We start from the raw sequence: 26,920 nt of genomic DNA, 5'->3' as shown, positions 1-26,920 counted from the left end.
TCTTCTTCGATAGGATCCTATTCTTTCGTTAAAAAACAAGCGGCCAGATGCGGTTCTTTTTCGGAGCGTACTGTAAACAATTCCGGTTTGGTTTCTTTGCACGAATTCATCACAGCTTTACAACGCGTGGAATAATGACAACCGATCGGGTACTGATCGGGCGAAGGAACGATTCCTTGAATCGGTTGCAAGTCCTCTACCGATTTGGCGAGCGACGGAATCGACGCGAGCAAATCCTTCGTATAAGGATGATTCGGCGAATCGATGACGGAATCCGTGTCTCCGATTTCCGCGATTCTTCCCGCATACATAACAGCGATTCGATGCGCGATCGTTCCGACTAAACCGAAGTCGTGCGAGATAAAGAGAATCGACATTCCGTTTTGTTTTTGAAGGCGGAGAAGAAGTTCCACAAGCTGTGCTTGGATCGTTACGTCGATCGCGCTCGTAGGCTCGTCGGCGATGAGAAGAGTCGGATCGCACATCAACGCCATCGCGATGCTGATTCGCTGGAGAATTCCTCCGCTCATCTGATTCGGATAGGAATATAATCTTTGTTGAATGTCCGTGATTCCGACCGAAGACAAAAGATACTTCGCTTTTTCAATCGCCTCTTTGCGGTTATCCGAAATGTGCATCAGATACGCTTCGATCATTTGTTCTTCGATTTTCAACAAAGGATTGAGAGCGGCAAACGGTTCTTGAAAGATATAAGCGATTTCTTTTCCTCGGATCTTTCTCATTTCCTCGGCGGAAAGTTTTAAAAGATCGTTTCCTTGGTATAAAATTTCACCCGAGCGAACCTTAGAAATATTGGAAGGAATCAAACGCGTCAGTGCGAGCGCTGTCAAAGACTTGCCGCAGCCCGATTCCCCGATCAAAGAAAGAATTTCACCGGGTCGTACGTCGAAACTTAAATTTTGAAGAACGGGAAGCCAGCGGTTTTCTGAATAGAGATCGAGTGAAAAATTCCTAACCTGAAGCAAAGAAGAAGCGTTCATTCATACACCGCCTTTTCTCTGGAATCGAAAGAGTCTCTCAGTCCTTCTCCGATAAACGAAGTCAATAAAATCGTGAAAAAGAGCGCTGACGACGGAAACGTGATGAGCCACCATGCACTCAATCGTTCTCTTCCTTGCCCGATCATTTCTCCCCAAGACGGATTCGGCGCTGGAATTCCGTAACCGAGAAAGTCCAATGCGCTTAGAATGGAAATCGATCCGATCAGCGTAAACGGCAAAAACGTTACGAGGGGCGTGATCGCGTTCGGAAGTATGTGTCGCAGCATGATTCGAAACGAACTGACTCCCAACGCTTTTGCGGAGTCCACATAGGTCAGCTGTTTGAGTTTGTAGAATTCTCCGCGCATATAATACGAAATGCCGATCCAACTCAACGCGCCGTACGTGATCAATAAAACTGTAAACCCTCTTCCGAAAAACGCGCCCACGATCAGAATCAAATATAAGAAGGGGATCGCGGAAAGAATTTCAATGATTCTCTGTAGGAGAATATCCGTTTTTCCTCCGAAGTAACCCTGCATTCCGCCGATCAAAGTTCCCATCGCTAGTTCAAGAAATACTAATATAAGTCCGAAGCTCAGAGCGTTTCTGTAAGCGTAAAAGACTCTCGTAAAAACGTCGCGCCCTCGATCGTCCGTCCCAAGCCAGTGTTTCCGATTGGGGGAAGAGGGAGGGGTTTCCCCTTCTTCCAAACTTTCCAAGTTGTCCTCGTTGTAACCGTAAGGAACGGGAGCGAATAGGATCCAATTGGAACCGGTGAGGAAGTCGTCTCGTTTCGCGAGTTTTTTGTAGTTCGGGGGGGTTAGATTTTCCCCTCCGAATTGCGACTCGGGATAAAACGCAAAAATCGGGAAATGCCATTTCCCCTGATAACTTACGATCAAAGGTTGATTGTTCGCGATGAAAGGCGCGAACAAGGAAATCACATAAGAAATCAATAATATGTTTAAGGCGTACCAGGCCCGTTTGTTCGCCTGGAATTTCTGAAATCGTTTTTTTAAGATCGGACTCAGAATCATTCGAATTGAATCCTCGGATCGATAAGGACGTAACAGAAATCGGAAAGAATATTTCCGATCAATGAAAGAAGACTTTGAACCAATAAAAGTCCCATCATCAGATCGGTGTCTCTTTCCGTGACGGCTTGGAAACTTAAAAGTCCCATTCCGTCGATGTTGAATACGAGTTCGATGACGAGCGAGCCCGCGAAAATCAAACTGAGATTGCTTCCGAAGCCGGTCGCGATCGGAATCAAAGAATTTCGAAACGCGTGTTTGAAGATCGCTTCCTTAAAACTGAATCCCTTGGAAAGAGCGGTGCGAACGTATTCTTTCGAGATTTGTTCCAAGAGGGAATTTTTCATCAAAAGCGTGAGAACCGCAAACGAACCGGAAACGTAACAGATCACCGGAAGAAACATGTGTTGGATTCGATCGAGGATCTTTTCCCAAGAGGATAAGGATTCGTATTCGTCCGAAACCTCGTGACCGAGCGGGAAGATCGACAATAATTCTCCCGAAGCGAACGTGTAAAGCAGTAAGACGGAAAGCGCGAAGACAGGAATCGAATACGTGATTAAAATGATTCCGCTGGAAGCGATATCGAATCGTTCTCCGTTCTGAAGAGCCTTTACGATTCCGAGCGGGATACAAATCAAATAGGAAAGAAAAAAACCGGAAAGACCGAACGTAAGCGATACGGGAAGTTTTTCCACAATCAAATCGGTGACTTGCCGCGTATGAAGTCTGGATTCTCCCAGGTTAAAGCTAAGAATTTCTTTGAGCCAGTAAAGATAAGCGATACCGACGGGTTTATCTAAATGTAATCTTTTTTTGATGATGTCGATTTCTTCTTCGGAAATCGTTTTTGCGCTCCCGCCTTGCGCGTTCGCATATCCTCGGATCTTTGCGATTTCGGTTTCGAGCGGACCGCCGGGCGCAAAATGAGAAATCAAAAAAACGATAAACGTCATTCCCAATAAAGTAGGAATGATGAGAAGAAATCGTTTCAGGAAATATTTTTTCATTTCGTTTCCGGTTCCCGGAAAAACAGTTTCGAGGAATTTGATTCTAAGACAAAGCCTTTTTCAAAAAAGAGTTTTAATTGTTAAGAGAAATCGTTTGAACGTTACGTTCCGATCTTGTTCGGTTTCAATCGCGATTTCCTTTAAGTTCCAAGTATCCGAAACCTTGAACGGATTTTCCGGCTCTTGTTCCTCGGACTTTTACCGCTCCTTCCCAATAGCTGAATCCGGTTGTAGGTCTGGAATCGAATTCTTGATCTTCAAAGAAGGGTTCGATTATAAGCTGAAGAGTCGAATCTTTCTGTTTAGATTGAGTGGTCAGATTCCAAACGAGAGGATATTTTTTATCGGTGCGTCGACTTTTCCAAACGGAAGAATCGTGTGAAAAAAGAATTTCGCCTTCGTTTTCGAATTTCGTTTTTTGTCCGGACTTCAATCGGAGCGTCCCGAAACTTTCCGAAGCGGAGCCGGGAGTTTCCCGAAAGTTAAACGCCATCAAATCGGTTCCATCATCGAGTTGAATGCAGATCCAATCCCAAGAATTGGATTTATCCGAAAGTTCCGCTTGTCTTGTGGAATCCATCGGACTGCTCCATTCATGATCCATCCAAGAACTGCCGCTTTCGATCCGAATCTTTTTCCCGTTGAAAACGAGTTCTCCTTGCGTGGAAAGTCCGGGGATGCTGTAATAATACGAATAGAAATCGGGATTCTTTCTGCTTTTGATCGATTTCCCATTGTCTCCGTGTATTAGAATATTTGAATTCTTTGCGCTGAGATGCAGATCCAGTGAAAGTCCGGCAACGGTTTTCGGTTTTGCGATCAAGTGGAATTCCGTTTTTCCTCGAATCTCGAGGACGAAGTCTCCGCTAAAAATCCGTTTTCCATCATAACCCGCCATTCCACCTAACTTTCGTTCAACGATTTGCGCGGTTTCGTGTTTTTTGTTTTCCAGATCGGAGATCGCAAAGTGAACGGGAAACGCTTCCCTGTTCTTGCCGAAAATCCCTTTGAAAAAACTCAGCTCATATCCGTATCGTTTTCCGTCCGTCGAACGGATGATCCCCACGAAATAACACCATTCCACTTTATACGAAGAATGAAAGGAATGATCCTTGGGAAAGACGAAGGCCCGATCGTCCGCGTGAAGCGCAAAAAAAATCGGGAATAAGAAATAGATTCCGATTAGTCGATTGACCGTAATCCGAAAGAAGTTGTGATGATTCCTGAAATCGATCATGCAGTTTTTGAAGTACATCCGCGCGTCCGCATTTTTATCTCTGGGACTTTTTTTACCTCAGTTCGTTATTTTAGGAATCTATTTCCGAAAACTGTATCTTAAATTTATAACGTTTTGTCCGAATCAGAATTTTTTAACGTGGGACCCGGACGCGAGATTAGTTACTTCGATTCGAATCGCGGAAGCCGTGCGTTCCTTCGACGCGATCACCGTTCTGAAGTTGATCTTTGATTCGCCGACTTGGCCGGTTCTCCGAAATATTCCCGAGGCTTTGATCGTTTTGATGTTCGGTCCGGGTGGAACTCCCGTTTCGTTGTTTACGTTCGTAGAATTGATTCTTCTTTTTGCGATCGTTCCTTGGATCTTGACGTCGTTTAACAAAAATAGAAGTTGGATCGCAGCCGCGATTTTGTTTCCGATCTTTTGGGCCGGGCTTTTGCAGAATCCGGGATTTATGCATTATTCTTTTTCGGGAATGTTGGAAGTGCAAGGCGGACTTTTCTTTCTGCCTGCGATTCTTGCCTTTTGGAATTTGTACCGAAACTCGATCGAAAATCAAAAACCGGATTCATCCTGGTTTTTATTGATCAGCTCGAACCTTTTGTTTCATACGAAATATCCGTACGGTTATATCTTCGTTTTTTTCGGTTGTTTGTTTTTAACCGTGTTTCGTTTTCAAGAAACCAGAACGTTCCTATTCGATCTGTTGCATTCTTATCGACGAACTTCGGAAAAGAATTTTTTTAAAAGAGTCAAATGGGGCGCTTTGCTTCCGATCGTTCTGTCGATCGTGTTGATTTTTACATCGATCCTTTTTTCCAAGGAAACGTTTCCGGGAAAAACCAAAGCGCTTTTGCGTTACGCGGGCGCGCTCGTGTTTTGGATCAGCGCCAGCATTTCACTTTGGAACATATTTTACGGTTCTGCAATCAAAAGCGGAAATACGGAAATTTCTTCGGATAAGAATCTTTTCAAACGCGAGGAATTTTTTCTTTGGAAATATTTCTGGACGTACGTGATTCTTCCGATCGGTTCTTGGGTTTTATTGCATCCGGACCGATTTTCCAGTTCGAGCAGCACGATCGGGCACGCGCAAGGCGCGGGTTTATTGCCAGGACAAGGCGACGAATCGATTTTTAGTCTTACTTACTTTCGAGAGATCGTCGAGAATTCGTTTTATGCTCCGTATGGCGGATGGATTTTGTGTGCGGGTTTGTTGTTCGGGATCGGATTCGGAATCTTTCGTTATCGCGAGAAGGGGGAGGTCAGCGCTTCGTTCTTTTTGTTTTTATCGATCTTCGTTTCGATTTTGGGACTTACACTGATGACGCCCAATCATCAACCGCGACATATTTATCATTTGTATCCGGCTTTGTTGATCGCGATCGGGATTTTTTGCCGCGAAGAGTTTTCGAAAGAAGGATTCATCAAAATTTTTGCCGCGGCCGTATATTCATTATTTATTATGTTTACGCTCGGGTATTGGAGTTGGAAGAATGATTCGGTTTGGGAGAGAAGCAATCTTTGTTTTTCGGGGGTGGACCGTTCTTTGTTTTATACCGCCGACGACGCTGAGGAATATTTCCTAAAAGAAGTAAACCGTTCTTCCGTTTTATGGAATTTGCTTCCACTGGAACATCACAATCGCCCGGATATTACATTGTCTTTTTATCGAGCCGGTTTTTTGAATCGCCAAATGGTCCGTGAAAAGAGAAAAAAAGAAGAAGCGGAATTTTTGAAAGCTCGCTCTTCCGAGTCGATACCGACGACCTCCTTTCCGGTTTCCAAAGAAGATTGGTTTATCGTTGCAAAGTCTTGTGAAGAGATCGAGGGAGGTCTTACCGAGATCTTGACGAAAGAATTGAAGTTCGCAAAGAATACGATACAAACGCCGATTCGAGGGGCTTGTATCGTTCGAACGAAACGATCCAATAATTGAAATAACTACACTTTCGTAAAGCTTCGTTGAGATTCAAAAGAATTCACTTTTTAGAATGTATTTTGCGACAGGGATCGAGCGGAAATACTGCAATGCGCCGTCGTTTTCAATTCGTTTTTCGTTTTAAAAAAGGCCGTACGGCGCTTTGCAGATTGAAGCGAGAGCCCGGTCCTGCGAAAACTCGGCGCGTCCTTCTCCACGGATCGTTTCCGCGGGAGTCGCCCCGATTTTTAGAAAAAGTCTCTTTTCCGATTCATTCAAAACAACTTCTCCCAAACGTATATTCCCGCAAAAAATTCCATTCCCGCCGCGAGAGCGATATGAGCGTAAAGTCCTCCTCGGATCGAATGCGTTCTTATGCTCAAGGCTCCCATCAATAAACCTCCGAAAAAGGAACTGAGAATTTCTCCTCTCGGTTTTTCGAAATGAACCATTCCGTAAATCAAAGCGCCCATTCCGACCGCGTGATACCGTCCCGCAAAACTCAAATAACGAATGATGAATTTTCTAAAAAAGAATTCCGTAAAATAAAACGTGGAAAGATAAACGATTTCAAAACCCAAAGTCGTGAACCAAGTTGCGTGATACAAAAGTTGTTCGTTGCTCAAAGGCGCTCGCGGATAAAATTCGCGGAAGCCGGGAACCAAAGATCCGATCGCGGCAATCAACAATCCGAGAATCAAAATCGGATAGTAACGGGGGTTTTTCTTTTTTTCGAACGGAACCGGATCGGTTTTGTGTCTGTAAAAATCGTACAACAACGGAATCGCGAGCAAGGGAACAAAATGAACGAATTGTTTCGCGACCTTCCAAGACCAATAGATCCATTCTCTGGGGAGATACATTAGAAATTTCTCATGCGAAAGATCTAAAAATTCCAGCACGATCATACAAATCCAAAATACGAATAGAAAACCGGCGAGTTTTCGTTTTGCAAATCGGTTCCTTCTTTTTGGGGAAATGTGAAAGTAGAAGAAGACCATCAGCATTCCGTAGATGCAGAGCGTGGCGATCGTTTTTAGAACTGGGTTTTTGGCGCCAAGAAGGGGAAATCCGAATTCTTCGTTGAGAAAGAGGAGGAGGAAAAGGCTTCCGTAAACTCCGAATAACAGAGCGTAAATCGTTCGGTTCTTTCGAAAGAATCCCTTGAGGATCGAGAGGATTTCCATTAGGAATCGATTGAAGTAAAGGGGAGGATTCTTTCCAATACTTTCGTTTTTGGTTTTTGCAAATTATTTTCGTTATTGGGAAGGGAAACGCGGCCGCCGAATTTCGCAAGAGTTCCGACAGGAAGAGAGAATTGATTTTGCAGGAACAAAGGTTTTGTGATAGAGGGGAGTTTCGCGGTTTTTTCCCGCCAACCCGCCACCACCGCCCAATTTTAGGGTGGGGCGCGCGTTTTCACGGTGGATCGTAGGTTCTACAGAAAAATTCTTTTGAATACTTCCAGATTTCCAGTAAGACTGAGAAATTGCCGCTCTAAGATACGCTATATCAAATATAGTTTACAAAAAATCCAATATATAGAACTTTGGCAAATAAATAGGTCCATTTTTTCTTAAATCTGGACTATTTCTTGGATCAATTATAAAATCAAGCTGGATGCGTGAGCCTCCAATTCAAGACTTAGATTATCACGAACATGAACCCGCAAGAGTTGGAACAAAAACTTGCGCCTTTGAGCCTGGAAGACGCCTTAGAATGGATCAGCAACGAGTATGGGGAAACTGCGGCCTTTTCCACGAGCTTAGGTCTTGAGGACCAAGTTATCACTCACGTTATATTCTCCCGAAATCTGAAAATCAGAGTTTTTACTTTGGATACGGGCCGCCTTTTCAACGAAACGTACGACCTTCACAAACTTACGAACGCAAGTTATAACAAAAGGATAGAAACGTATTTTCCCGACACGACCGCGGTTCAAAATCTCATCAATACGAAAGGACCCGACAGTTTTTACGATTCGGTGGATAACAGAAAAGAATGTTGTTATATTCGAAAAGTCGAACCCCTCAATCGAGCGCTTGTCGGAACAAAACTTTGGATCACCGGAATTCGGTCGGAACAATCCGATTCCAGACATTCGCTCACGAAAGTGGAACTTGATTCTTCGCGTAACATTTTAAAGTATCATCCGCTTCTCGATTGGTCTTTGGAACGCACGCAGGACTTTATCGATACGTATCGGATTCCGACTAACGTGCTTCATAAAAAAGGATTTCCTTCGATCGGTTGCGCCCCTTGTACGAGAGCGGTTCAATCGGGAGAAGATATCCGCGCCGGAAGATGGTGGTGGGAAGAATCCAATCAAGAATGCGGACTTCACGTCGTCGACGGCAAGTTGGTCCGTCAAAAATCCGGCCCCAAAAGAGCAATATGAATTCAACTATGAATAGATCCAGACTTACACATCTCGAACAACTCGAAGCGGAATCGATTTACATTCTTCGGGAAACCGCATCTCAGTTTGAAAGACCCGCCCTTCTTTTTTCAGGCGGAAAGGATTCGATCACGCTTGTGCATCTCGCGTTGAAAGCGTTTCGTCCCGGGAAGTTTCCGTTTCCTTTGGTTCACATCGACACCGGTCATAACTTTCAAGAAGCTCTTGATTTCAGAGACGAGCTCGCATCCAAAATCGGCGAGAAGCTGATCGTTCGTTATGTTCAAGATTCCATCGACCAGGGAAAAGCGGTCGAAGAAAAAGGAAAGTTCCCGAGCAGAAACGGAATTCAAACCGTGACTCTTTTGGATACGATCGCCGAATTTAAATTCGACGCTTGTATCGGAGGCGCTCGCAGGGACGAAGAAAAGGCGAGAGCGAAAGAACGGGTTTTTTCCGTTCGCGACGAATTCGGTCAATGGGACCCGAAACTGCAAAGACCAGAACTCTGGAATATCTACAACGGTAAAATCAGTCCGGGGGAGAATGTACGCGTTTTTCCGATTTCCAACTGGACCGAGCTGGACGTTTGGGAATACATCCGCAAAGAAAACATCGCTCTTCCTTCATTATATTTTTCTCATAAACGACAAGTGATTTATCGCGAGAATCTTCTCTTCCCCGTTTCGAAGTTCATTACGATCGACGGAAACGATCGTGTGGAAGACAAGATCGTTCGTTTCCGCACGGTGGGTGATATGACTTGCACCGCGGCCGTGGATTCTCAAGCGGATAACATCGACGACATCATCCTCGAAATCCAAACGACTCGGACGACAGAACGAGGTTCCAGACTCGACGACAAACGTTCCGAAGCGGCTATGGAAGACAGAAAAAGAGGAGGATACTTTTGATGGATTTATTACGTTTTATTACTGCGGGAAGCGTGGACGACGGTAAGTCCACTTTGATCGGAAGACTTCTCTACGACAGCAAATCGATCTTTGAGGATCAACTCGAAGCGATCGAAAAAACCGCGCGAGGCAACAACGGTCAGATCAACTTGGCTCTTCTTACCGACGGTCTCAAAGCGGAAAGAGAACAAGGGATCACGATCGACGTAGCCTATAAGTATTTTTCGACTCCGAAACGAAAGTTCATCATCGCCGACGCTCCCGGTCACGTTCAATACACTCGAAACATGGTTACGGGCGCATCTAATTCCAATTTGGCGATCATTCTGATCGACGCGCGGAAAGGTGTGATCGAACAAACTTATCGTCATTCTTATATCGCTTCGCTGCTGAGAATTCCTCATCTCGTCGTTTGTATCAACAAGATGGACTTGGTGGAATTTTCCCAAGCTCGTTACGAAGAAATCAAAGCGGAGTATTTGAACTTCGCTTCCCGATTGGACATTAAGGATATTGAATTTATTCCGATCAGCGCGCTCAACGGAGACAACGTAGTCGATAAATCCGAAAATCTTTCCTGGTACGACGGTCGCACTCTACTCAATCATCTTGAGGAAGTCTATATCGAAAGCGACGAGAACATTGAAGACGCTCGTTTTCCGGTTCAATACGTGATCCGGCCTCTTTCCGACGAACACCACGATTACAGAGGATACGCCGGACAGGTCCGCAGCGGAATTTTCAGAAAAGGCGATTCGATCACCGTTCTTCCGAGCGGATTTACGAGTACGATCGAAGCGATCGATACGTTTGACGGAGAAGTGGAAGAGGCGTTTCCTCCGATGTCCGTCACGATTCGTTTGAAGGACGAGATCGATATTTCGCGCGGAGATATGATCGTTAAGTCCGATAACCAGCCGGTCGTTTCTCAGGATTTGGAAGCGAATATCTGCTGGATGGATTCCAAGTCTTTGTTATCCGGAAATAAATATCTTCTTCGCCAAACCACGAATTCGGTGAAGGCCATCGTAAAAGAAATCGAATTCAAGGTCGCTCCCGACACTCATGAAAAACAAGATGCTTCGAAAGGTCTTACGCTGAACGAAATCGGTAAGATCAAAATCCGCACCGCAAAGCCGGTCAGTTTCGACGAATATAGAATCAATCGTTCCACGGGAAGTTTTATTCTCGTGGATGAAGGAACCAATTCCACAGTCGGGGCCGGAATGATTACCGGAGTCGGAGCCTAATCGATGTTAAACGCCGACGCAAACGCGGATCTCCGTCGAACCGGCAAAGTGTATCTTGTCGGCGCGGGCCCGGGAAATCCGGAAGATCTTACTTTGCGCGCGTATCGGATTCTAACCAAGGCCGATGTAATTTTATATGACGCGCTTTTGGATCCTTCTTTTTTGGAGATTTTTCCGAAGGACGCGGTCGTTCACTACGTGGGCAAACGTTCCGGCACTCATTCCGCTACACAGGAAGAAATCAACGAACTTCTTCTTTTCTACGCTTTGCATGGAAAGAATGTGGTTCGTCTGAAAGGCGGAGATCCTTTCGTTTTCGGAAGAGGCGGCGAAGAACTCATCACATTACTCAATCATAATATAGAATACGAAATCGTTCCGGGAGTCAGTTCTTTGAACGCGGGTTCGTCCTTTGCGGGATTTCCTCTGACTCACAGGGGTTTGTCCCGCCAGGTTTTGATCATGGACGGACATACCGTTCTGAACGAGGAAACCGATTGGGAATGGTTTGCCAAGTTCAAAGGAACGATTGCGCTTTTTATGGGAACGACTTCTCTTCCTAAAATCGCAAATCTTCTTTTGCGGCACGGGAGCGATCCGTCCTTGCCCGTCGCCCTTGTGGAAAATGCGTCGCTCGAAACCTGCAACGTTCAAACGTGCACACTTCGGGAAGCGGCCGATTCTTACTTTGAAAAAAAGACGAAAGGTCCGGGTATCATCTATATCGGAAAGGTCGTTCAATTTTTGGAAAGAACCCGTTTCGCACAATTTGTCTCCGAAACGCTGGGAGGCGAAGAAGAATGAGCCGTAAATATCCAGCGTTCCTTAATTTAGAAAACAAGAATGTTCTTTTGATCGGGGGCGGCAAGGTCGCTCTCGAAAAATTACCGCATCTCTTGGATGCGGGAGCTAAGATCACGTTGATCGCCTTGGAAACTTGCCGCGAAGTCGCTCAGATTTTGGAAAAACATCCCGAGATCAAAGTAGAATACAGATCCGTCGAATTTTCCGATCTTCAAGGACGGGCCTTGGTTTTTTCCGCGACCAACGATTCCGATTTGAATCGAAGACTCAGCGATTATGCGCATTCTTGGAAGATTTGGATCAACTGTGCGGACGATCCTTCGAACTGCGATTTTTATTCCGCCGCCGTATTGGATCGCGGTCCGCTACGCGTGGCAATTTCCACCGAGGGAAATTTTGCGGGTTTGTCCGGAGTCGTTAAGACGACATTGGAAGAGCTTATCCCCGACGAACACGAAAATGAACTGCAAGAGTTGATACGACTTAGAAAAGAATTGAAGTCGATTCTTCCCGATCCCGAAAAAAGAAAAAAAGTTTTGAAAGATCTGTTACAGACTCTGAAAGAGGATTATTTCAAAATTCCCGCGGAACCCAAACGTATATAACGAAATCATAAACCCGAAAAAGGAAAAAGATCCAAGCCATGTCAGAAACAAAAGAATTATCACCCGTAGAAGAGATTAAGCTGAACTCTAGAAATCTAAGAGGAAAAATCGCTGAAGGCATAGACCAGAACATCGATACCTACGAAGAGGACGAAAAACAGCTTCTTAAGTTTCACGGACTATATCAACAGAAAGACAGAGATCGTAAAAAAGACGAAAACGGAAACGATATCGAAGCTCCTACCAGCTTTATGATTCGGGGTAGAATTCCCGGCGGAAGACTCTCTTCCGAGCAATACTTGGTTTGGGACGAACTGGGAGATAAATTCGGAGGGGGGGCGATTCGTTTAACAACGAGGCAATCGGTTCAGCTTCATACGCTGAGAATTTTTCATCTCCGCGACGTGATGAAAGCGATCCATGAAGTGAATCTTTCAAGTATGGGTGCATGCGGAGACGTTGTGCGTAACGTGACTCAAGCCGTAAATCCTCTCGGTAAAAAAGATCTCCAACTGTTGGACGGAGTCGCTCAGCTTTTATCCGATCATTTTAAATATAAGACGAACGCTTACGCCGAAGTATGGTTAGGCGACAAACAACTCAACAAGGACGAAGAGGATCCGATCTACGGAAAAACCTATCTTCCTAGAAAGTTTAAAATCGCCGTAACTCTCGCTGGAAACAATACCGTGGACATTTACGCGAACGACATGGGATTTGCAGCGACTTTATCCTCGGACGGAAAGATCGACGGCTATTTCGTGTTTGCGGGCGGTGGTTTCGGAATGACCCACAACAAACCGGAAACGTTTGCGCGTGCCGCAAGTTTGCTCGGTTGGATTCCTGAAAACGCGTTGATTCCCGTTGCGGAAGCGATCGTAACCGCTCACAGGGATTTCGGAGATAGAACGAATCGTAAACACGCTCGTTTAAAATACGTTCTCGCTGAAAAGGGAGTGGAATGGTTCAGAACCGAAGTGGAATCCCGTTCCAACGTAAAACTCGATACGAATAAGTCGCTTCCGACATGGACGACCCCTTCTTATTTAGGATGGCACGAAAGAGAAGACGGAACTCTGTCTCTCGGGTTCCATACCCTTGCCGGAAGAATCAAGGATTTCCCGGGAAAACCGTTGAAGTCGGCTTTGAAAGAAATCATAGGAAACTACAAACTCGGCGTTCAGATCACCGCGGATCAGGACTTGATTCTTCTCGGAATTCAAAAATCCGACCGTGTAAAAATCGAAACAAGATTAAAAGAATTGAATGTAGCTTGGGAAAGCCCTTCTCCGCTTTTTGATCGCGCACTCGCTTGCCCTGCGCTTCCGACGTGCGCGCTTGCGTTGACCGAATCCGAGCGTTCCTTTCCGGAACTTCTGAACGGAATTCAAAAGGTTTTGGACAAACTCGGATTGAGCGACAGAGCTCCCGTGGTTCGTATGACCGGTTGTCCGAACGGATGCGCAAGACCGTATTCCGCCGAAGTGGGAATCGTCGGTCAGATGGCCGGAGGAAAATATTCCATCTTCCTCGGAGCGGATTCGGAAGGAACCAAAGTAGGGGAATACGTAGCGAAAAAAGTTCCTCTTGCCGAGATTCCGAATCAACTAGAAAAAGTGTTCACGCTTTGGAAGAACGAAGGAAATCCCGGAGAAAAGTTCGGCGACTTCGTAAACCGTTTTCCGTTGGAAAGATTCAGAGAAACCTTAGGATCTATGTAAGAATCCGCGACGCGATCCGTGGAAAGTGTCGCGGCCGAAGACGACGAAGTCTTATCGAGGGATTTCGGCATAAAGCCGAGATCCCGATCGAAGGGGCCGTTTTGAATTGTAAGTTTCTTGAATATTAGAAAAACTGAATTTCTTCGATGATCGGTTTCATTCTCGCGATTTTACCGATGCTCGAAGAAACCAAGTAGATGCTTCCGCCGTGGTTCAAAACGGCCGTCACGCCGTTGATCGAAGAACCCGAAAAATCCTGATAATTCGCCGTAATATCCCCGAAGTCGTTCAACGCGAAGACCAATCCTCTCGGCGCGTTTCTCGCAAAAAGTAACGTAGGGAGACCGGATAACAGATTTTTGATTTCAGGATATTCTTGAGCCCGATCCAAAACTTCGTTTCGATAATACGGAATTCCGACCCAAAACGAACCGCCGTTTCCTGAAATCAAACCTGGAATTCCGGGAATATTGGTAAGAAAAAACTTCTCCACCCCTTTTTTCGGACCGTACAAAGGAACCGAAGAAACCCTGTGACGGAACGGTTCGGTAACGAGCAGAAATTGTTCGTTGGAAGACAATGCGATTCCCGTTGGATAAAACAATTCTTTATTCAATATTTCTAATGTGTTCGAGCTCTTATCCGCGACGAGAATCATTCCGTCCGGAAGCGAGGAGAGTTCTTCTAAAAAGGATTCGTTCCAAGAATGCGATCTGCTTGAAACGGTAAAATAAATTCTCCCGTTTTTGGAAACGTCGATCCCGTGCGGAAAACGAAGCGCCGAGCCGTCCGGCATTTTGGAAATCAACGTTCTTTGAGAGCCGTCCTTTTTGATTTCCACGATTCCCGTTTCTTCGACGCAGACCAAAAGATTTCCGAAAGAATCGAAAACCATTCCCAAAGGTCTTCCATTCACGACCGCAAAGATTTCCACCTTTTCGTTCGTGCGGACGCGCATGATTTTATTGTCCGCGGTTCCCGTATAAACGTAGCCCGATGTGTCGATCGCGATTCCGTAAGGACGGTTTAAGGATTCCTTATGAATCCATTCCGATTCCAAAAGATAATTGTTCTTACCCGGATCAAAGGGAGAATCGACCAGATATTCTTCCGTGTTTTTATGCGATCTGAAAAACAGAAATGTCGTAAATGCGAAAGACGTGAGTAAAAATACGCCGATAAAAAGTAGAATTCGTTTAAGCATGATCTCTAAAGACAGGTCTTTGTCTTTGATTGAATCTTCTGACTTCGAAGTGAAGGTGATTTCCCGTCGCCCTTCCGGTTTGACCAACTTCTCCTATCTTTTGACCTTTGCGGACTCTCTCTCCCGGCTTTACCGAAATGGAACTGAGATGTCCGTATAACGTCTCATAGCCGAGTCGATGATTGAGTACGATCAGATTTCCGTAGCCGCCCTTCTTATCCGAAAAGGAAACTTCTCCGTCCGCAGAAGCGTAAACGGGAGTTCCCTCCTCCGCCGCGATGTCCAATCCGCCGTGAAACGTTTCCTTTCTCGTAAACGGATCCTTCCGTTTTCCGAAACGGGAGGAAACGATTCCTTCTTCCCCTAAAGGTCTGTAAAAAGCGACTCCGTAGAAAAACGATCGTTCTTCTTTCGGGAGTCCTTTTCCGGGAATGAACCAAAGTTCCTTTCCTTCATCAAAGGAAATAAATTTCTCGGAGAGATTGTATTTTTTGGAAAGTTTTTTCCGAGCGGCGGAAGAATTCTCCCGTTCGTCCGAATCGTAAACTCCCCTCATGTTAGGAATCAGAAGTTCCATTCCGGGATAAATGTCATACGGAGAAGACAAGCTGTTCACCGAAGAGATCGTATCGATGTCCATTCCGGTTCGCGCCATGATCTTGAAGAAGTTGTCCTCTTTCTTTACTACGTATCGATAAAATTCGAGGGATGTGAGTTCGGATCGTTCCAAATTGGAAACGGAGATTCTCAGATTGTTTTTTACGTCTTCTCTGAGTCGTTTTACGGATTGGTTGTTGTAATCCAAGTTTTTTAGAAGTTCCGGTTTTTGACGGGAATCGATCGGACCCTCTAAAAAAAGCAGCGCAACGGCCGCGGTTATGAATCCGATTGGATACCGAAGAGAACGTTTCATGGTCTTATACGTGTAGAATCGGCCGATTCTAAAAAAACAATGACGCAAAAAAAGAGACAGAAATGCTTGTAACCGAGACTCCCGATCCAATGGAATCCTTAGAAAATATCGGCAATCCGCAAAAGAAACCCTTTGAACCGGTTTTTATCGCCTTTCAACAGCTTCTCGTTTTGATTCTTGGAACATATATCCTTCTTCCTTTGATCGCGACTTCGATCGTTCTTACCGTTTTGATTTCGAAAGAACTTCCGAGCGACTTCCCGTATCTCGACGGGGAAACAAGAGCGGAAATTTATAAACAGACCGCCGAAAAATTTCAGAAAGAAATCCAAACCGATACGAAACAAATCTATCATCGTTATGTCGATGTGATGGTTAAGGAAAAACCCTGGCTTTTGATCGTGGACCGATTGATCTGGGCCCTTTGTTTTATTCTTCCCGCGTATTTTATTTTGGTGAGATTCTTTAAAGCGGAATACGCCAACCTCAGCGATCCTTTCGACTTCAAGACTATGTTTACCGGAGCCGGACTCGGCGCTTTGGTCTTTTTGTTCGTAATCGTATTCGGTTTTTTTCTTACCAAAGTTTTCGGCAAACAGACTCCGAACGAATTTCAAGAGGCGCTTTTCAAAGAAATGAAAGGGAATCGCGCCTTATTGCTCTGGTCGCTTTACAGCGTAGGTTTGATCACCGGAATCGTGGAGGAGGTTTTCTTCCGCGGATTTTGTCTGAAACAATTCCAAGCCCGCGGTTTGGAAATGCCCGGTCTTTTATTTACGTCCGTCGTTTTCGGTTTGGTTCATTACAGCGGACAAACATCCGTAAGCGTTCCGATTCTTCTCAGCTTTGTGGGAATGTTTTTCGGACTTTTTTATCTGAGAACCGGAAATATTTGGTATTCCATTTCCGCGCACGTTAGTTACAATTCCATCATGTTGTTGATCGCTTATATCAAAGGAGGGGAGATTCAGTGAGACGTTTATACAAACTCCTTCCGATCGGAATCGTTTATCTTTTGACGGCTTATTCTCTCGGCGCCTCCGAGGTGATCGAACTCGAAGGAAACGTGGAAGAAAACAACATGAGGGTTTCCGCGGCGTTGAACAAGTTCGCGGAAGGTTCGGTAAAGTTCAGCAAGAAGACGAAAGGATTTAAATATCATTATACGAACCCTTGGTATTCCCGGTATTCGTTTAACGTTTATTTGGGAGAATTTGCAAAGCGCGACAACGTCAGCATTATGCGGATCGAGGCTCCTAAAAGCGGAATGGAAAAGGTGTTTCGGAATTACTTTAAGGAAGAATTACAGAGAAAGGATGCCGCCGGAATCGGCACTCCTTCTTCCGGAACGAATCCGGATGAGAAGATCGAAAAGCTGGAAAAAAAGTCCCATATCGTTTCTCAAGGTTTGAATTTGATTTCACCCGCGTTTTCCGTTTTATATAACTCTCGAAAATCCCCCGTTTATACTTCCGGCGAAACGTTTTCAAGGACTTCCTTTTACCTGCTTTCCGATTTGTTGATCGGCGGTCTTGCGTATTATTTTGCGATGAACAGCATTCCGAAAAAGAGCATGATGGACAATCTTCTCAACAAAGAAGGCCCGAGCGGAAACGTATTCGATTCCCCGTACGGAGGGATTTTCGTCGCGGCCCTTGTGGTTCCGAGATTGTATCGGATGACGGGAGCGATCGAGGATACGACGACGCATAACCGTTTGGTGGAATTGTCTTACACGTATAAATATTAAGTTTTTAGAATTTCTTTTTCGAAAATAAGATCGCCCTTTTCGTTTATAAAGACGATCGCCATGAATATGAATACGGATACAGTGAAACAACCGATTTTTCGAATCAGCGGAAGACGATCGTTATACTTTTATTGTATTCTTACCGGAATCGTTTCCGGTTTGGGCGCTTTTGTCTTCTCGAGAATTCTCGCGGTCTCGGAATATCTATTTCTGGAGCGCGCCGCCGGACTTTCTCTGCCTCACGCTTCGGGAGAATTTTTGATCGACTCAAACGACGTGCTTCACTGGGGAATTCCTTTTTCGAACGAATATCGTCCTTGGCTTTTGTTCTTTCTTCCGATCATCGGCGGTTTGTTGACCGGTTGGATCGTAAATCGATTCTCACCCGAATCGGGAGGGACGGGATCGGATGCGATGATTGATTCCTTTCACAATCAGGAAGGAAGAATGAATCCCGTCGTTTCACTGATTAAATCCGTTGCTACGGTCTTTACTCTTGCGAGCGGCGGTAGCGGAGGAAAAGAAGGTCCGATTTCGCAGATCGGAGCAGGATTCGGATCTTTGCTTGCGACTCTGTTGAAGGCAGGGGCACGGGCAAGAAGAACCTTGCTTCTTGCGGGAACCGCCGGAGGGCTCGGAGCGATCTTTCATGCCCCGCTCGGCGGAGCGTTGACTTCGGTCGAAATGATCTATCGTGAGGACATCGAAAGCGATTCTTTGATCCCCTGTATTATCTCTTCTGTTTCCGCGTATTTGGTTTACTGCGCTCTCAACGGATTTAATACGGTGTATCGAGTAGCGGACACGGAATTTTCAAGATATACCGATTTGATCTTTTACTTGGGACTCGGGGTTCTTTGTTTTTTATGCGGCGACGCTTTCATTCGATTTTTTAGGAAGGTGCAGAGCTTTTCGATCCGTCTAAAAATTTCTCCGATCATCAAACCTGCGTTAGGTGGAATTGCGATCGGAACGGTCGGACTTTTTCTGCCGGAGACGATCGGAACCGGAGCGGGCGTTTTACAAGTCGCGTTAGACGGAAAGGATCCTGTCGGAACGCAGGGAATTTTTTCATCGATGTTTCAAACGACCGGCCTTTGGTTGGTCGCTTTATTTTTCATCTTAGCGGGAATGAAAATTCTTACCACTTCGTTTACGATCGGAACGGGAGGATCCGCGGGAATGTTCGGCCCTTCGTTGTTTATCGGAGGAATGCTCGGAGGAGGAGTGGGAACTCTCGCAAAGGTTCTTGTATATCCGGATCTTTCCGTGGCTTCGTTTATCTTAGTAGGGATGGGTGCGTTTTACGCGGGGGTTGCGAGTGCGCCGATCGCGGGAATGATTATGATCTGCGAGATGATCGGAAGTTATACTCTGCTTCCTCCGTTGATGGTCGTTTCGATTTTGACCTTCGTGTTGAGTCATAAGCTGAGTTTGTACCGCGCTCAGAAAGAAACGAGATTTCAATCTCCCGCTCATTTCTGGGATATGAATCGGGATTTTTTGGAAGAGATTCAAGTGAGAAGTTGCAGGAACCGACTTCGCACGATCGCGGTCGCGCAGGAAAATCGATTGCTTTCGGAACTCGAAGAGGAAGCGCTTAAAATTCAAGCGAGCGATTACGTGATCGTAAATCGGGACAATCGCTATCTGGGAATTCTTTCTCTTCGGAAGGCAAGGCATACCCTCGAATCCAGAAACGTCGCCGGGAATTTGATTACGGTCGGGGACGTTACGGACACTTCGGCTCCTTGCGGAACTCTGGACGATTCTTTGGCGAGTTTACTGAAGAATCTAATCGATCAGGACTTGGATAAAATTGCGATCGTTGATGAGGCTCGTTTTATCGGTTATCTGCGTTTTGCCGATTTAATGAAAATCTATTTCGAAAACACATTTCCCAAAAGCGCGAAATCGCTTCCTTCGTTCCTGAAAAATGAAACATAACTCATTGACTGTAACGTACGCTCCAATTTTTTTCTCGACTTTTTAAGTATCGACCTATAAGATAATCAGAACTTTTTAAAAATAACTGATATTTAATAATAATATCAGCGAAACATAGAAGTCAAAATGTATCTTTGGTTCCTTTGAGAGGGATGAAGAGGGCAGGCGAAATTGAAAATTCTCAAGTTAAAAAGAACGTTCGGGATAGGTTTACTTTTAGGAATCGGCTTTGCGAGAGAAATCAAAGCCGGAAGTTACGGGGACATTTACGGCGCGCATCCGGGCCCCGCGGGGATGGGAAGCGCGGTTACGGCGATCGTCAATAACTCGTCCGCTGTGTTTTACAATCCGGCCGGACTCGGAAGGCTTTCCGAAGGGGATTTGATTCTTGCCTCGATCGAAAAAGAAGCCCGAACCAGCGGTGCGGAAAATCCTGAAAACAAGGATGCTCCTCCGCTGACTCCGCCCAACGCAGATCCCGCTGCGGTCGACCCGGCTACCCAACCGATCGTTGCAACCGGACCTTGGTACAAACGCCTTTGGACAGATACAAAGGAAGGTTTTACAAAGGACGTTTTAAAGTATAAGCCGCTCAGTCGTCCGGAACGAAACGTTCACGAAGTCAGTTTTCAATATCACTATGCGAATCCTACCTCGCACACGAATGCCCCACGAAATCAGAATATTACGAAAATCAGAGATAGTTTTGTCGGTCTCGGATTGACTCTCAACTTGAACGATATGTTCGATCTCGGGAGAGGTCTTCGTTTCGGGATCAACGCTCTTGTTCCGGGCAGCGGAAATCTGATGACTCTCAACGATCAGAATCCAACCGTTCCACGTTATCTGCAACAGGGGATCAGCAACGAAAGGCCGACCATTATGGGAGGTCTCGGCCTTGAACTTTGGAAGGATCGTCTTTTTGCGGGAGTCGGTTTTACCGCAACCGCCGGAGGTACGGGTAGTATTTTGATGAAGGACGTTCCGATTTCCCCTGATCCCGTTTCGGCAAACTCACAGGTGATTCTTACCGTAAAACCTCTCGTCAATCCGACATACGGTCTACAGTTTACGTATGGTAAATTCAGTTTAGGAGCTTCTTACAAACGGGAAACAGTCGCACAAATCGATCCCGTTCCCGCAAGAGCTCAAACCACCTTGCTCGGAATCCAATTGGACTTCGATCTCGCAATCTTGGACGGATTCAACCCGAGAGTTTTCTCGTACGGGATTGCATTTCGCCCGAACGATCGTTTGGTTCTTAGTTTCGATGCGAACCGCGAAATCTGGAGTCAGTTCAAAATGTCGCGCATTAAGGAAAAATATTCGGAAGCGTTTTACCTCCATGATACGACGAACTTTCGGATCGGGGCGGAATACTCACTGTTTAAATTCTTAAAAACAAGGGTAGGTTTCGCGACCAAACCCACCCCTCTTCCTGCGATGCCCGGAGCCAACAACTGGATGGATTCGGATCGGAATATTTTCAGCTTAGGGTTTTCCTATATATTTAGTCCGACAACGTTCCGGTTTATGAACCGCCTCCGTAAACCGATCGTCTTCGACGTCGTGATCGAAAATCACCAGTTGAAAGCGATGGAAGTCAATAAATACGTTCCAACGGAAAGAAATCCGAATTATTCGTACGGGGGTTATATCTGGACGATTGGAGTTTCCATGACTCTTTTCTTCTAAAAAAAGAGAATCCATTCGTTTTTAATATTTTATCTATAACGTACGTTAGGTTATCCTGGCCGATTGTATTTTTATAGTTCGCCTTTTTTGTTGACAGTAGCGTTCGCTACAGAGCCACTTTGAGTTAGGATTTTGCGCTCGTTGTCCATGGATTCCTTAAGGAATCTATGGACCTTGCAACGTAAATTCTCGAGTGAAGAGGAAAGGAAGCGAACTCTAATGGAAAAGAATCTCATCGAGCTGATTACTCCCGTTTTTTTTGTGCTGCTGGTCGTGGAGCTAATCGTAGGATACGCGGTTAAGAAACCGGTTTATCGTTTTAAGGATTCCGTCAGCAATTTAACCGCCGGAATTTATATGCAGGTCTTTACGGTTTTCATAACCGTGGGGTTAGTCGCGATTTACGCTTGGGTGTATAAGAATTTTGGAATATTTCGAATTTCCGATACCTCCATTTGGGGATGGATCGCTTGTTACGTTCTGGCGGATTTTTGTTATTATTGGTACCATCGTCTGGGTCACGAGGTCAACATACTCTGGGCTTCGCACGTTGCTCATCATCAAAGCGAGGACTACAATTACACAGCCGCGTTAAGACAAGGGATCTTTCAGAATATTTTCTCCCTTCCGTTTTATCTTCCGCTGGCGATCATCGGATTTTCCCCTTTGATGTTCGTGCTTTGTATCCAGATCAATTTCGCTTATCAATTTTGGATTCATACTCGTTTGATCGGCAAACTCGGAATTATAGAGTATATCCTGAACACACCTTCTCAACACAGGGTTCACCACGCGCGGAATCCGAAATACATCGACAAGAATTATGCGGGCACGTTCGCAATCTGGGATAGAATGCTCGGAACGTATATCGAAGAGGAGGACGAGCCGATTTACGGAATCGTAAAACCGCTTCAGACTTGGAGTCCCGTTCACGCACAAATTCATCAATTCGAGGATCTCGCGAGGATGGCTTGGAAAACGAAAAATTGGAAGGACAAATTTCTGGTTTGGTTCAAACCTCCGGGCTGGCAGCCCTCCGATCTGGGCGAATTTCTCACACCTCCCGAAATCGATCGGAAAACATACAAAAAATTTAATACGGAAATTCCCGCGACATTGATGACGTATTCCGCGGTTCAATTCGCGTTGGGAATCGGCGCATCGATGATTTATATCGAATTTAAGAAAGAACTTCCTTTACTGGAGATGTTGATTCTCGGGTTTTATATTCTTTGGACGTTCTGGAATATCAGCGCTATCTTTGAAACCAAGACGAGCGGTTTGATTTCCGAAATCGTAAGGATGAGTTCCATAGCGGCTATTTCATTCCTTTTTCCGATGGATTTTACCGGTGTTGAAAAGCTGACATTGTTTTTGAGCAACGAATGGATTCTCGCTTTGCCTAGAATTCTTCAGATAGGATCGATCGTATCGCTTGCGATCTTCGGCGGTTTTTTAATCAGTCAGAAACGATTCTTTTCGATTCGAGGTCAAAAGCCCCAAACACAAAGTACTTTCTGAAATCCGCTTTCGACCCTTAGGGAAAACGGTTGACCCTTTCCGGGAGCCGGTGTTTCTTTTCGTGAAGAAGAAATCCGGTTTCCTGGAGAAAACCCGTATGCGAAGACATCCCTTTCGATCGTTGCGGATCGAAAAAAAGTTATTTCCAATCTTAATTCTTACCATAATCGTTCTAACGACACCGCCCGCTCGCGGTCAGGATGAAACCGAAGACGTCGACCCCGCGGCGGGGGAAAGAGTTGCGACGGCGACCGTTGATAAACCCGATCCTTCGAAAATTCAATCCGTCGTTCTGTATTCCAGCTTTGCGTACGTTACGAGAAATCTTCGCGCCAAAATCAAAGCGGGAAGTTCCGAAATTTATCTCGGAGAAATTCCCGAGATGGTTTCCGAAAGAACGATCTCGGTTCGTTTTCCGGATTCTTCCAAGAAGATCAAGATCCGCGGAATTCGCGGCAAGATCCGCGTGGAACGAAAGGCGAGAACGAAGGAAATCGCATCTTTATTAAAGCGACAAGAGATCCTCAACGATCAGATCGAACTTTTGAGTTCCGAAATTCAGGAATTGATCGAAGAGGAAAAGGCGATCGTAAAAATTTCTCCGGTCGTAAAAAAAGATCCGGCGCCTCAGGAAGAAATCGCAGATCCCGAATTTTTATCCGGCTTTCAAAAACAATATCAAGAACATCTAAACCAGTTGTCCGCAGTCCGCCAAAAAAAATTGGAAACCTTGGATCAGGTCCGCGAAGAAGGTTTGGTCGTGGACGCTCGTTTGGATCATCTGGGAAGACTGGAAGCGAAACAAAAAAAGGAAATTTATCTCGAAACCGAAACTTCCGAAGACGCGGAAGCTTTGATCGAATACAAATATCTGATTCCCGGGGCGAGCTGGTTTCCGCGGTATTCGCTACAGCTTACGGACGAATCGAGAAGCGGAGATTTGAGCTGGTTCGCTCTCGTTCGCAACGATACGGGAGAAGATTGGGATAAGGTGAAACTTTTTTTTACCGCTTCCAATCCGGACTTGGACATCGATCTTCCGATCGTTCGCGAGTGGAGAATTCAAACGCAATCTTCCGTTGATGAAACGAAACAACAAGTTTACAATGACAATGAAGAGATAGCCGCCTATGATCGTGCGGATGTCGCACCGAGTGCAGGAGCAGTGGCACGCGAAAAGAAAAAGGAAGAACTCAAGGCCACGGGCAAATTAAGCAAACGTGCTCCTTCCAAAGCCGACGGTTATGCACAAAACAACGAGCGGGCGAAAAACGCACCGGCTCCGATGGAACAATCGCGTCAGATTATTCAGCAGAATTATTCCAATCGAGCGAATTCTCTCCGCACCGAAGACAATCTCAATCAGTTGAAAACAGATTTAGCGAATCAGCAATACAACTTCAACAACGGTCAATACGATCAGGCGAACTATTACGGACAGGAAGCTCTCAAAAAGTTTTCGAAACTTTCGGACTTCTCCCGTAAGGAATTGAACTCGATCGAAACTTACACGGAAGAATTGCTCCGCAAAGGAAGTTTGATTCTTTCCTCGCAAAAAGTTCCCGGCGGTTTGATTCCTCCTTCTCCTTTGGAAGGTTTCGATTATCAATACGCATCCGGAATTTCGGAAACGATTCCATCCGATCGTTCCCTCAATAAGGTTTTTCTAAAGAAGAAGTCTCTTTCTTTGACGCCGGGATATTCCTCTTCTCCGTTGGCGGGATCGGGAGCTTATCTTACCGTCGAGGCTTCGAACTCGGAAGGAGAACCTTTGCTTGCGGGACCGATGGAAGTTTTTTCGGGAAATACTCTTTTAGGAAACACGATCGTGAGCGTGAGTAAACCGGGCGAAGCGATCCGTATGGAACTCGGTCAAGATCGCGACATTCTCGTGAATCGAAGAGAAACCTCTTTCGAACAAAAAGAAGGAGTGATTTCATCGCGAACAAAAATCAAATACAAGGTCAGCATCGATATCAAGAACCGTAAAAAACGAAACGCGAACCTTACTTTGATCGATCGCGTTCCTTATACCGTGGACGACAGCGTGGAAATCAAATTCGAATTCGGCAAAGACGTTCCCGTTAAAAACGAGGAAGGAATTCTTACCTACAAAATGGAACTTCCGGCCGGCGGGAAGAAAACGATCGAGTTCGAATATTCGGTCAGTCATCCCGCGGAAAATCGTCTGATCCGCACTCCGGGTTCGGGAGGATATTAAAATGAAACATTCTAATTTTGGAATATTCTCAATGTTGAAACAGGCATCCGATACGTGCGGAGTTTTCGCGGACAAACGGGAGAATTCTTCCGTAAAGAAGCTTGTTCCGAGTTTTTCGAGAAAGCTGCGGAACGAAAAACGTTATCCGCTGATTGCAATCTTCTTCTTGGCGGGAATTTTTGCTGTTTCCGAAACGAGCGCAAGGGAAGTCGAACTCAAGGTTCAAGATGTGACCTTATACGAATCCTCGGCCGGTGTTTTGAGGAGCGGAAGGATCAATTTGGAACCGGGTGTGAACGAACTCATCATTCGAAATCTTCCGGTTCAACTTCAGGACGAATCTCTGGTCGCTTCCGTGGACGCTTCCGGTGCCTCCGTTGTCGGTTCCAGCACTTGGATCGAAACCGGAGCGATCATTCATAACGAAGAAGCTTTGGAACTTCAAAAGAAAATCCGAGTCTTGGAAAAGGAGATCGAAGGGCACGAAGGCAAAGATTCCAATCTTAAAAACTTAAGAAGAATTCTGACGGACACGAGATTGAAACTGACGGAGATGATCTCGAAAAATCTGTTTTATAAAAAGAACGAAACCGATTCCAAACGATGGTTTCAAAGCCTTACCGGAAATCGACAAGCGATACATGCCGCGCTCGGTTCCAATCAGGAAGTCAGCCGTTCGATCAAGGATCTTCGAAAAAAACTTTCCGAACTGCGGGACAAGTTGGGAGTGATTCTTTCCTTATCCGAAAAATCTTCGCGAATTACGAAGGTTCTCGTAAGTTTTAACGGAACGGAAAAGAAAGAAGTCAAATTGAACCTGACCTATCAAACCGGAGGAGTTTCCTGGAAACCGTTCTATTCGGTCCGTATGGAAGGAAGGGAAAAGATCGAACTGGAATATCTCGCCGAAATCAATCAGGAAAGCGGAGAGGATTGGAACAATATTAATCTTTTGTTATCTACTTCCAGCCCGGACGTAAGCGGTAGAAGACCTCGTCTTTCCAGTCAGAAGTTATACGATCAAAAGAAACAAACGAACAAGGATAATTTGATTACCTTCCAAAGTCAGAGCACCGCGGGCGAGGCCAACGTGGCTCCCGAAGCGGAAGCTCCCGAGGCGAGTACGGAGCCGACGACCGGAAAAAGCGAGGAATCGGGAAGCGGTTTCTTATTCCGTTATGCGAAACCGGTAACGCTTCTTTCCCGAAAAGAGTCCAAAAAATTATCCTTGGCTTCGTTTACGAGCGATGCGACGTTCGGAGCCCTGTATGTCCCCGCGTTAAAGCGTTATCCGCTCATTCGAGGAAGTTTTAAAAATCTTTCGGAGTTTCCGATTCTTCCGGGAGAAGCCGCGGTATTTCGTCAGGCGGGAATGGTGGGAACTTCGAGTTTCGGTTATATCAGTCCGGGTGAAAAGGCTGAAATTTCTTTCGGTTCCGAAAACGAAGTCCGCGCGATCTATCGAAAAGAATCCAATCAAACCAAAGAAGGAATTCTTTCGGGAACGAAGGTCATCGAAAAGTTGATCCGAGTCGAACTAGAAAATTTCGCGAAAGAATCCAGAACGATTTCGTTTCAGGAATCGATTCCGGTTTCCGGCGTGGAAAGCGTAAAGATCTCCATCGATTCGAATACGACGCCCGGTTATAACGAAGTCAGAAAGGATTCCGGAATCTTAGAATGGAAACTCGATCTGAAACCGAATCAGAAACAGGAAATCCGTTTGAAGTATAAGGTCAGCTTTCCTTCCGAATACGACTTGAATCTGTGA

Annotated in this window: 22 protein-coding genes; 14 read left to right on the top strand and 8 right to left on the bottom strand. The window is 45.5% G+C overall.

Translation table 11 applies throughout. The features are described 5' to 3' along the window. Window positions 1-17: 17 nt before the first annotated feature. The 4 genes from LFX17_RS17450 to LFX17_RS17435 all read right to left on the bottom strand — a co-directional run bounded on the left by LFX17_RS17450 (window position 18) and on the right by LFX17_RS17435 (window position 4,285). Window positions 18-1,001, bottom strand: a complete 984-nt coding sequence (locus LFX17_RS17450) for an ABC transporter ATP-binding protein (protein ID WP_238731369.1) — start codon at window positions 999-1,001, stop codon at window positions 18-20. Further along, window positions 998-2,041, bottom strand: a complete 1,044-nt coding sequence (locus LFX17_RS17445; RefSeq protein ID WP_238731368.1) for an ABC transporter permease — start codon at window positions 2,039-2,041, stop codon at window positions 998-1,000. The genes LFX17_RS17450 and LFX17_RS17445 overlap by 4 nt, the downstream gene beginning before the upstream one ends. Beyond that, entirely contained in the window at window positions 2,038-3,048 is a 1,011-nt protein-coding gene (locus LFX17_RS17440; protein WP_238747515.1) for an ABC transporter permease subunit, read from the bottom strand. The genes LFX17_RS17445 and LFX17_RS17440 overlap by 4 nt, the downstream gene beginning before the upstream one ends. 124 nt (window positions 3,049-3,172) lie before the next feature. Beyond that, a complete protein-coding gene (locus LFX17_RS17435) occupies window positions 3,173-4,285 on the bottom strand; it encodes a lipocalin-like domain-containing protein (RefSeq protein WP_238747513.1) in 1,113 nt (370 codons plus the stop codon). Here LFX17_RS17435 and LFX17_RS17430 point away from each other — a divergent pair. Beyond that, window positions 4,284-6,224, top strand: coding sequence for a hypothetical protein (locus LFX17_RS17430; RefSeq protein ID WP_238747511.1), 1,941 nt, complete (start codon window positions 4,284-4,286; stop codon window positions 6,222-6,224). The two genes, LFX17_RS17435 and LFX17_RS17430, sit on opposite strands and share 2 nt — an antisense overlap. 123 nt (window positions 6,225-6,347) lie before the next feature. Here the strand turns inward: LFX17_RS17430 and LFX17_RS17425 are convergent, their stop codons facing one another. After that, window positions 6,348-6,485: a hypothetical protein gene (locus LFX17_RS17425; protein ID WP_238731364.1), complete on the bottom strand. Its 138-nt coding sequence runs from the start codon at window positions 6,483-6,485 to the stop codon at window positions 6,348-6,350. Beyond that, window positions 6,482-7,393, bottom strand: a complete 912-nt coding sequence (locus LFX17_RS17420; RefSeq protein ID WP_238747509.1) for a CPBP family intramembrane glutamic endopeptidase — start codon at window positions 7,391-7,393, stop codon at window positions 6,482-6,484. The genes LFX17_RS17425 and LFX17_RS17420 overlap by 4 nt, the downstream gene beginning before the upstream one ends. A 473-nt stretch (window positions 7,394-7,866) precedes the next feature. Here LFX17_RS17420 and LFX17_RS17415 point away from each other — a divergent pair, with 473 nt between their 5' ends. The 6 genes from LFX17_RS17415 to LFX17_RS17390 are packed head-to-tail and all read left to right on the top strand — an operon-like array spanning window position 7,867 to window position 13,898. Continuing rightward, a complete protein-coding gene (locus tag LFX17_RS17415; protein WP_238731362.1) occupies window positions 7,867-8,604 on the top strand; it encodes a phosphoadenylyl-sulfate reductase in 738 nt (245 codons plus the stop codon). An 8-nt stretch (window positions 8,605-8,612) separates the two neighbouring features. Further along, a complete protein-coding gene (gene cysD / locus LFX17_RS17410; RefSeq protein ID WP_167450720.1) occupies window positions 8,613-9,518 on the top strand; it encodes a sulfate adenylyltransferase subunit CysD in 906 nt (301 codons plus the stop codon). Beyond that, window positions 9,518-10,768 carry a sulfate adenylyltransferase subunit CysN gene (gene cysN, locus LFX17_RS17405; protein ID WP_238731360.1) on the top strand — a complete coding sequence of 417 codons (1,251 nt, stop codon included), beginning with the start codon at window positions 9,518-9,520 and terminating at the stop codon, window positions 10,766-10,768. The genes cysD and cysN overlap by 1 nt, the downstream gene beginning before the upstream one ends. A gap of 3 nt (window positions 10,769-10,771) precedes the next feature. Beyond that, window positions 10,772-11,572, top strand: a complete 801-nt coding sequence (cobA, locus tag LFX17_RS17400) for a uroporphyrinogen-III C-methyltransferase (RefSeq protein WP_238747507.1) — start codon at window positions 10,772-10,774, stop codon at window positions 11,570-11,572. After that, window positions 11,569-12,177: a precorrin-2 dehydrogenase/sirohydrochlorin ferrochelatase family protein gene (locus LFX17_RS17395; protein WP_238747505.1), complete on the top strand. Its 609-nt coding sequence runs from the start codon at window positions 11,569-11,571 to the stop codon at window positions 12,175-12,177. Before cobA ends, LFX17_RS17395 begins: the two co-directional genes overlap by 4 nt. Before the next feature lie 38 nt (window positions 12,178-12,215). Then, window positions 12,216-13,898, top strand: coding sequence for an NADPH-dependent assimilatory sulfite reductase hemoprotein subunit (locus tag LFX17_RS17390; RefSeq protein ID WP_238747503.1), 1,683 nt, complete (start codon window positions 12,216-12,218; stop codon window positions 13,896-13,898). 124 nt (window positions 13,899-14,022) lie between these two features. Here LFX17_RS17390 and LFX17_RS17385 read toward each other — a convergent pair whose 3' ends face one another. Both LFX17_RS17385 and LFX17_RS17380 read right to left on the bottom strand, forming a co-directional pair. After that, window positions 14,023-15,102, bottom strand: a complete 1,080-nt coding sequence (locus LFX17_RS17385; protein ID WP_238731356.1) for an SMP-30/gluconolactonase/LRE family protein — start codon at window positions 15,100-15,102, stop codon at window positions 14,023-14,025. Further along, window positions 15,095-16,015, bottom strand: a complete 921-nt coding sequence (locus LFX17_RS17380) for a LysM peptidoglycan-binding domain-containing M23 family metallopeptidase (protein WP_238747501.1) — start codon at window positions 16,013-16,015, stop codon at window positions 15,095-15,097. The genes LFX17_RS17385 and LFX17_RS17380 overlap by 8 nt, the downstream gene beginning before the upstream one ends. A gap of 62 nt (window positions 16,016-16,077) precedes the next feature. Between LFX17_RS17380 and LFX17_RS17375 the strand changes: the two genes are divergently transcribed. From LFX17_RS17375 to LFX17_RS17345, 7 genes are all read left to right on the top strand, one after another. Continuing rightward, complete coding sequence (locus LFX17_RS17375; protein ID WP_238731354.1) at window positions 16,078-16,989, top strand: CPBP family intramembrane glutamic endopeptidase; 912 nt, start codon at window positions 16,078-16,080, stop codon at window positions 16,987-16,989. Further along, the gene (locus LFX17_RS17370; RefSeq protein ID WP_238747499.1) at window positions 16,986-17,765 is read left to right on the top strand and encodes a hypothetical protein; all 780 of its coding nucleotides are present in this window, start codon (window positions 16,986-16,988) and stop codon (window positions 17,763-17,765) included. Before LFX17_RS17375 ends, LFX17_RS17370 begins: the two co-directional genes overlap by 4 nt. 66 nt (window positions 17,766-17,831) lie before the next feature. Next, entirely contained in the window at window positions 17,832-19,712 is a 1,881-nt protein-coding gene (locus LFX17_RS17365; protein ID WP_238747497.1) for a chloride channel protein, read from the top strand. A gap of 171 nt (window positions 19,713-19,883) precedes the next feature. Then, window positions 19,884-21,407, top strand: a complete 1,524-nt coding sequence (locus LFX17_RS17360) for an OmpP1/FadL family transporter (protein WP_238747495.1) — start codon at window positions 19,884-19,886, stop codon at window positions 21,405-21,407. A 219-nt stretch (window positions 21,408-21,626) separates the two neighbouring features. Continuing rightward, entirely contained in the window at window positions 21,627-22,928 is a 1,302-nt protein-coding gene (locus tag LFX17_RS17355; RefSeq protein WP_238731350.1) for a sterol desaturase family protein, read from the top strand. Window positions 22,929-23,025: 97 nt separating this feature from the next. Then, window positions 23,026-25,149 (top strand): DUF4139 domain-containing protein, encoded by a 2,124-nt coding sequence (locus tag LFX17_RS17350; protein ID WP_238747493.1) that lies wholly within the window; start codon window positions 23,026-23,028, stop codon window positions 25,147-25,149. A gap of 148 nt (window positions 25,150-25,297) precedes the next feature. Next, window positions 25,298-26,920, top strand: a complete 1,623-nt coding sequence (locus LFX17_RS17345) for a mucoidy inhibitor MuiA family protein (protein WP_406600713.1) — start codon at window positions 25,298-25,300, stop codon at window positions 26,918-26,920.

The sequence above is a fragment of the Leptospira sanjuanensis genome (assembly GCF_022267375.1).
In the GTDB taxonomy this organism is placed as follows: domain Bacteria; phylum Spirochaetota; class Leptospiria; order Leptospirales; family Leptospiraceae; genus Leptospira; species Leptospira sanjuanensis.
Note: the sequence above shows the minus strand (reverse complement) of the source record. Positions and strands in the feature narration are given on the sequence as shown.

What these genes read in the sequence shown, in the direction of transcription:
- LFX17_RS17355 (WP_238731350.1), top strand. Translation starts at nt 21,627, where the DNA reads ATGGAAAAGAATCTCATCGAGCTGATTACTCCCGTTTTTTTTGTGCTG.
- LFX17_RS17450 (WP_238731369.1), bottom strand. Translation starts at nt 1,001, where the DNA reads ATGAACGCTTCTTCTTTGCTTCAGGTTAGGAATTTTTCACTCGATCTC.
- LFX17_RS17350 (WP_238747493.1), top strand. Translation starts at nt 23,026, where the DNA reads ATGCGAAGACATCCCTTTCGATCGTTGCGGATCGAAAAAAAGTTATTT.
- LFX17_RS17390 (WP_238747503.1), top strand. Translation starts at nt 12,216, where the DNA reads ATGTCAGAAACAAAAGAATTATCACCCGTAGAAGAGATTAAGCTGAAC.
- LFX17_RS17445 (WP_238731368.1), bottom strand. Translation starts at nt 2,041, where the DNA reads ATGATTCTGAGTCCGATCTTAAAAAAACGATTTCAGAAATTCCAGGCG.
- LFX17_RS17420 (WP_238747509.1), bottom strand. Translation starts at nt 7,393, where the DNA reads ATGGAAATCCTCTCGATCCTCAAGGGATTCTTTCGAAAGAACCGAACG.
- cysN (WP_238731360.1), top strand. Translation starts at nt 9,518, where the DNA reads ATGGATTTATTACGTTTTATTACTGCGGGAAGCGTGGACGACGGTAAG.
- LFX17_RS17440 (WP_238747515.1), bottom strand. Translation starts at nt 3,048, where the DNA reads ATGAAAAAATATTTCCTGAAACGATTTCTTCTCATCATTCCTACTTTA.
- LFX17_RS17395 (WP_238747505.1), top strand. Translation starts at nt 11,569, where the DNA reads ATGAGCCGTAAATATCCAGCGTTCCTTAATTTAGAAAACAAGAATGTT.
- cobA (WP_238747507.1), top strand. Translation starts at nt 10,772, where the DNA reads ATGTTAAACGCCGACGCAAACGCGGATCTCCGTCGAACCGGCAAAGTG.
- LFX17_RS17380 (WP_238747501.1), bottom strand. Translation starts at nt 16,015, where the DNA reads ATGAAACGTTCTCTTCGGTATCCAATCGGATTCATAACCGCGGCCGTT.
- LFX17_RS17365 (WP_238747497.1), top strand. Translation starts at nt 17,832, where the DNA reads ATGAATACGGATACAGTGAAACAACCGATTTTTCGAATCAGCGGAAGA.
- LFX17_RS17415 (WP_238731362.1), top strand. Translation starts at nt 7,867, where the DNA reads ATGAACCCGCAAGAGTTGGAACAAAAACTTGCGCCTTTGAGCCTGGAA.
- LFX17_RS17385 (WP_238731356.1), bottom strand. Translation starts at nt 15,102, where the DNA reads ATGCTTAAACGAATTCTACTTTTTATCGGCGTATTTTTACTCACGTCT.
- LFX17_RS17435 (WP_238747513.1), bottom strand. Translation starts at nt 4,285, where the DNA reads ATGATCGATTTCAGGAATCATCACAACTTCTTTCGGATTACGGTCAAT.
- LFX17_RS17375 (WP_238731354.1), top strand. Translation starts at nt 16,078, where the DNA reads ATGCTTGTAACCGAGACTCCCGATCCAATGGAATCCTTAGAAAATATC.
- LFX17_RS17430 (WP_238747511.1), top strand. Translation starts at nt 4,284, where the DNA reads ATGCAGTTTTTGAAGTACATCCGCGCGTCCGCATTTTTATCTCTGGGA.
- cysD (WP_167450720.1), top strand. Translation starts at nt 8,613, where the DNA reads ATGAATAGATCCAGACTTACACATCTCGAACAACTCGAAGCGGAATCG.